The organism is Bradyrhizobium sp., from assembly GCF_027451485.1.
GTDB lineage: Bacteria > Pseudomonadota > Alphaproteobacteria > Rhizobiales > Xanthobacteraceae > Bradyrhizobium.
Genome location: NZ_DAIDJE010000147.1, coordinates 1 through 4,915, shown reverse-complemented (window position 1 = coordinate 4,915; position 4,915 = coordinate 1). Strand labels below are relative to the sequence as shown.

6 protein-coding genes and 2 pseudogenes are annotated in these 4,915 nt (G+C 62.7%); 5 read left to right on the top strand and 3 right to left on the bottom strand.

Features of this window, described 5'->3' with window-relative positions:
• The first annotated feature begins 13 nt into the window (after positions 1–13).
• The 4 genes and pseudogenes from NEZ08_RS18340 (at position 14) to NEZ08_RS18325 (ending at position 1,940) form a co-directional block, all read left to right on the top strand.
• Positions 14–544, top strand: a complete 531-nt coding sequence (locus NEZ08_RS18340; RefSeq protein WP_298109873.1) for a GcrA family cell cycle regulator — start codon at positions 14–16, stop codon at positions 542–544.
• On the top strand, positions 541–714 hold the full coding sequence (locus tag NEZ08_RS18335) for a hypothetical protein (protein ID WP_298109871.1): 174 nt from the start codon (positions 541–543) through the stop codon (positions 712–714). The genes NEZ08_RS18340 and NEZ08_RS18335 overlap by 4 nt, the downstream gene beginning before the upstream one ends.
• Positions 711–1,271, top strand: a complete 561-nt coding sequence (locus NEZ08_RS18330; RefSeq protein ID WP_298109868.1) for a DUF1376 domain-containing protein — start codon at positions 711–713, stop codon at positions 1,269–1,271. The genes NEZ08_RS18335 and NEZ08_RS18330 overlap by 4 nt, the downstream gene beginning before the upstream one ends.
• 108 nt (positions 1,272–1,379) lie before the next feature.
• Positions 1,380–1,940 (top strand): annotated as a pseudogene (locus NEZ08_RS18325) (hypothetical protein).
• 179 nt (positions 1,941–2,119) lie between these two features.
• On the opposite strand, the gene NEZ08_RS18320 reads toward NEZ08_RS18325, so the two are convergent.
• Entirely contained in the window at positions 2,120–2,389 is a 270-nt protein-coding gene (locus NEZ08_RS18320) for a hypothetical protein (RefSeq protein ID WP_298109866.1), read from the bottom strand.
• Between the two features lie 166 nt (positions 2,390–2,555).
• On the opposite strand from NEZ08_RS18320, the gene NEZ08_RS18315 reads away from it, so the two are divergent.
• A complete protein-coding gene (locus tag NEZ08_RS18315; protein ID WP_298109864.1) occupies positions 2,556–3,374 on the top strand; it encodes an RMD1 family protein in 819 nt (272 codons plus the stop codon).
• Positions 3,375–4,020: 646 nt separating this feature from the next.
• On the opposite strand, the gene NEZ08_RS18310 is transcribed toward NEZ08_RS18315, so the two are convergent.
• Together NEZ08_RS18310 and NEZ08_RS25825 are read right to left on the bottom strand one after the other, a co-directional pair.
• The gene (locus NEZ08_RS18310; RefSeq protein ID WP_298109861.1) at positions 4,021–4,401 is read right to left on the bottom strand and encodes an SPW repeat protein; all 381 of its coding nucleotides are present in this window, start codon (positions 4,399–4,401) and stop codon (positions 4,021–4,023) included.
• A 150-nt stretch (positions 4,402–4,551) separates the two neighbouring features.
• A pseudogene (locus NEZ08_RS25825) lies at positions 4,552–4,782 on the bottom strand (hypothetical protein); the annotation flags it as partial.
• Positions 4,783–4,915: the final 133 nt, after the last annotated feature.

Genomic DNA, 4,915 nt, shown 5'->3' with positions numbered 1-4,915 from the left:
GTGAACATCGGGAATGCAATCCACATGGGAGGAGGCGCATTCGCTTGCGCTGCGCGAACTGATCGAAAAAGGACTCGCGTTTTCGGAGATCGCCCGCGCGCTGAACGAGCGCTTCGGCACCGCCTATACCCGCAATGCAGCGATCGGCCGCGCCCGCCGGCTCGGTCTCTCGAACCCGCAAGCGGCGGGCGCGCAGGGCGTATTCGCCGCGCCGAAGCGGCCGGATGCGCGGAAGATCGTCGAAAAGCGCGCCTGCATCCTCTTCAGGTCGCCCAAACTCACCACGCTGGAACGTGCCGCGGTGCTTCAGCTTCGTTGCGTGGCAATCACGCCGAGACATCTTTCGCTGATTGATCTGGAGGTAAATGACTGCCGCTATCCCTACGGCGGCGATGTGGAAGGAGAGCCGATCACGTTTTGCGGCCATCCGCGCCGCGCCGGTTCGAGCTATTGCACTTCGCATTCTCATCTGACCACCCTGCCGGAAGCAGACGAAAAGCGCGGGCCTGCGAGCACGCCGCTGCGGCTCGTGGAGGCGGCGTGACGACAAGGGCCGATGCCATGCTCGAGAAGCTAGAGCCGTTGCCGGTGCGGCTTCGCATCGCGCATCTTGCCGCGCTGCTGCGGCGCGAGTCCGACCGTTCGACGCGCGCGGCCGAACTCATGCATTTGCTCGCCATTCAAACCGCAACCAGGGGCGGTCGCGCCGGATGAAGCGACCGTGGATGCCGCTTTATGTCGGCGACTATCTTGGCGACACGGGTCACCTGACCACGGCGCAGCATGGCGCCTATCTGCTTCTCATGATGCACTACTGGCGCAAGGGCGAACTGCCCGATGACGACCGTCAGCTCGCGAAAATCACGAAGCTGCCGCTGCGGACCTGGACCGATTACCGCCCGGTCCTGCAGCAATTCTTTCACTCGGGCTGGAAGCACAAGCGGATCGATGCCGAGCTGGCGCGGATGCAGCGTGTCTCCGAAAAGCGCGCGAGTGCGGGACAAAAGGGAGGCCTCGGTTCGGGGCTGTCCCGGATGAAGCTCGAAAATGCCGCGAATGGACGCTCATTGCCGCAAGCATTTGCTTCGATTTGCTTGAGCAAAGCCCAGGCAAGCGTCGACCACTCACACTCATACTCACACAAGAGTCTTTCTATGCAACCTGGCCAGACGACGCCGGCAAACCCCGGTACTGCGCCTGCCGCCACGGACGGCAAAACGATTCCGGTCAGCGCCGAACTTGCGGCTCTGATGGCGCGAAAGGCGAGATGAGCGGGTGAAGCTTCGCGAGGTTGGCAAAGTCAGGTCTGAGCCTCTTACACGCCAAACCTCTCTTACGTCCTCGATCATCGATATCTTCAAGGGGAGTTTTGAAAACCGATGCCTCGCGCCAAACGCTCCAAGCCAAGCCATGCCGCTCCCGCTCACGATCGCCGGGCACAGGATCTGCCGCTCAATGCCGAGGTCGCCTCGGTCGAGATCGACGATCCCCTGGCGCTGGAGCCCGGCGAGAAGATCGTCGCGCTGCGCTCGATCCGCAACGATCCTCTGGGGAGATTGCACAGCCACCATCACATCGACGAGGCGCAGTATCGCGCCGGACGCGCGTTTCAGGACGACTAAGAGAAGGCCGAGCGCGGCCCGCGTGCGGTCGACCCCTCGCGTGAATATGTCGATGGCGGACAGGCGCGCGAGCCGATCACCGAGCGGCAGCGTCGGGCGGTGCTGCGGCTCAACCGCATCGAGCGCGAACTCGGCGCGGACGGCATCGTGCTGGTGCATGAGGTGCTGGTGCTCGGGCTGACCATGGAGCAGGTCGGGCAGCGGCGCGGCTTGCGCGGCCAGCGCTGGAAGGACTATTTCGCCAGGCGCTTTCAGGAATGCCTCGATCGGCTGGCGCTGATCTACGGCTTTGCAAGCGCGAGAGGCGCTGCGCCTTAGGACCGCCGATCTGAAGTCCCTGCACCACAGGCGGCGAATTCGATCAGGGACTTCAGATCGATGTTCGTGAAAGTGGGTGCTGAGGTGTAACACGAACTTCCGAAAGTGGGCCCTAGTGCCGCGTGTTTGACGTTCCTGCTTCGCTGAATTGCGAGTTGCAGGAATCGAAAGGCCGCTGGCTAATGCCAGCGGCCTGCCGGGTAAAAATAATGGATCGGGATGAAATCAGTCCTGCCCCGGATGTTGCTGAATATATCCGTGATCGATGAAGGATTAGAGTCGAAAATCACGGTTCCCGCGTGGCTGCGCCGCGCTGTTGCCGCGCCGGCACAGGTACGCGCCGCGGACATGGGTCCATCCGCGTGATCGCGCGCAGGTTTGCAGGAAATCACGCGTTCCATGTTTACTTCGTAACCAAAGCGGGTGAAGCTGACCCGCCGGCCTGCCATGCGGCGATGCTCTGGCGACGGCGATAGTGACCTCGGATGCTCGCGAGCGCATCGCGCTGGTTGAACTGCACGTCATATCTCGCGGCTGACGCGCACCTGCCGTGCTGGTAGGCTCTCGCGATCATTGTATGTTTTTTCAAGCGATTGTTTGAGGCCTTTCCGGAACATGAAAGATTATGCCTTCCGCAGCCACCCCCAGCTCACCCGCGTCACGGCCCACGCCCTGAATCTCGGCGACCGCATCAACACCGCAGGTTTCGAGAAGGATGCGCTCTCGGCGGTGCCGCTGGCATTGCGCACCGGGCAGGACGGCATCGCGGTGATCTTCCGCTATGGTGTCGCGGTTTTCTTCAATATGAGCGTGGAGGAGGAGGCCGGCTTTCTCGACCGGCTGCTGCCGCGGATCGGCGGCAGGCTGACGCCGCCGGAGGAGGAGACCGCGACCGTCGAACTGCTGGGCGAGAGCGGCGACCAGGTGGCTTCCGGCGGTCCGGTTCACGTCCGCGACATGTCGATGGCGCGGCTGCTCGTCGTCTCGGACGTGCTGGCGAAAAGCGTCGTGCTCGCCCATGACGAGCGGTTGGTCGCCAAGGTGTTTGAGACCATCGAGCCCTTTGTGCGGGAGCTCGCGGCTGCTGGAAAGTTTTTCCGCAACCGCCGCGGCATCCTGAAGCTGATCGGCGAGGCGCTTCTGGTGCAGCACAACGTCTCCGGACGCGTCGCGATCGCCGACAAGCCGGATGCGCTCTGGGACCGCCCGGATCTGGAGCGGCTTTATGCGCGCCTCGAAGACGAATACGAACTGACCGCACGGGTCGAGACGCTCAACCGCAAGCTCGAAGTGGTCGCCGAGACCGCCGATACGCTCGCCGACATCATCGACACGCGACGCTCGCTGCGGCTCGAGATCATCGTCGTGGTCCTGATCGCGCTCGAAATCGTCATCGGCCTTTCGCAGATCTTTGCCGCCCATGGCGCGGGGTGAGGGCGGGCGCAAGGGCCGTGGGCAGGGACGCGAGAGCCCTCCCGGCAGCCACGATCATTTCGCGTCATTGTCCTGAAAACGAGCGAAACTCTGACATTTTCGGCCACAATCCGACGCAATTTTAACCAAATGCAAACCATTACGGTCATAGCCCTGTTGGCGCTGCTCACGATCTCCGGAGCCGTGATCTCCGATCAGATCCTGACGAGCCAGGAAAAGCCGGCGGCGGCAGTTCGGTTCTGAGTTCCCCCGGGGCGTGGGCGCGCCGGGCGGGGTTCAAATGCAAGCTTTTGGGGGACGTCGAGCATGCTTTCCGTGGATCAATTCCTCAGACTTATCAGCGTGCCGGCCATCGTTGCGGCCTTTTTGATTGCCTCCCAGGTGTCGGGCGCCGGCATTTTCCACCCTCAGCCCACCGTCCAGGCCGCGGCCGAGTAGTTTCCCAGACATAGACCGGCTTTGCCGACCCGTCAGCCTTGACGGGATGGTGTGCGGTCGCCCAACGGTGATGGCGTCGCCGGCCGGAGGCCTCGCTTGCGGCGTATCCGCCGGCGCGGAAACACATTTTGCAGGAAGGCAGAGTTCCTTTAAGCAAACCGGTGGGCGCGGCCCCTGCCGGGCCTGAACAGCCGAGGCTAAGCGACACTCAGCGCTTCTGCGCTTCCGCAGATGAAATCGCGTCCTGTTCGGCGGCCTCGTAGCGCAGCCAAAGATCAAGCGCGGCGAGGAAGGTGATCGCAATTCCGATACCGATCGCGAAATGCATCGCGCGAGTATGGGCAAAGCCGAGAACCCAGGGCGAGACGACGAGCCAGAGGCCGAGCGCCGTGTTGACCCATTCTTCCCAGATCGAGAATGCAATCATGGCCGCGATCGACAGGACGATGATCGCCGCACCCGTGAGCCCCAGGTCGAGATCGGCCGTGCGGGTGGCATGCACCAGGAAGGCCGGCGCCCCAAACAGGATTACAGCCAGCAACAGATTGTAGAGATCAAGGACTGACTCGGAGCGCCACTTTCGCAACATCTTTGCCTCCCTGGTTGATCCTGCCTGGCGAAAATCGCCGGAGCGGTACCGGAACCAACAGTCGAGCTGCATTCTCCGTTCCGCGCGCCTCACCGCCACGCCGCTAGACTTTCGGAGAGGATGGGCCTGATCGCAGCGCAGCACGATCTTCCCCGCGACGCTTCCGCCGGCGATCAGTTCGAGCGCGCGCCTTCTTGCCGCGGAAAGCGGAAGGGCATTCGCGATGACAGGCTCGATCGTCCCTTCGGCAGCAAGTGCGAGGATCGTAGCCATCCCGAGCTGCTGCCGGTGCTTGCGAAAATGGTTCCTTCCAACTCGATGTGTGATTGGTGATGCACGAGGATGCGTGCGACGGCGCGCATCCGGCGCCTGTTCAACCATCGCGTCCCGGCGCCATCCGCATTCTTGCGGGCTTGATGCGAAGGCCGAATCAGGTCGTTGCTGAGCCATCACAATCCACAGCATTCTGCCCGTGACTTTCTTTGTAATGGAGACAAGGACAGTGGCTGCGGTA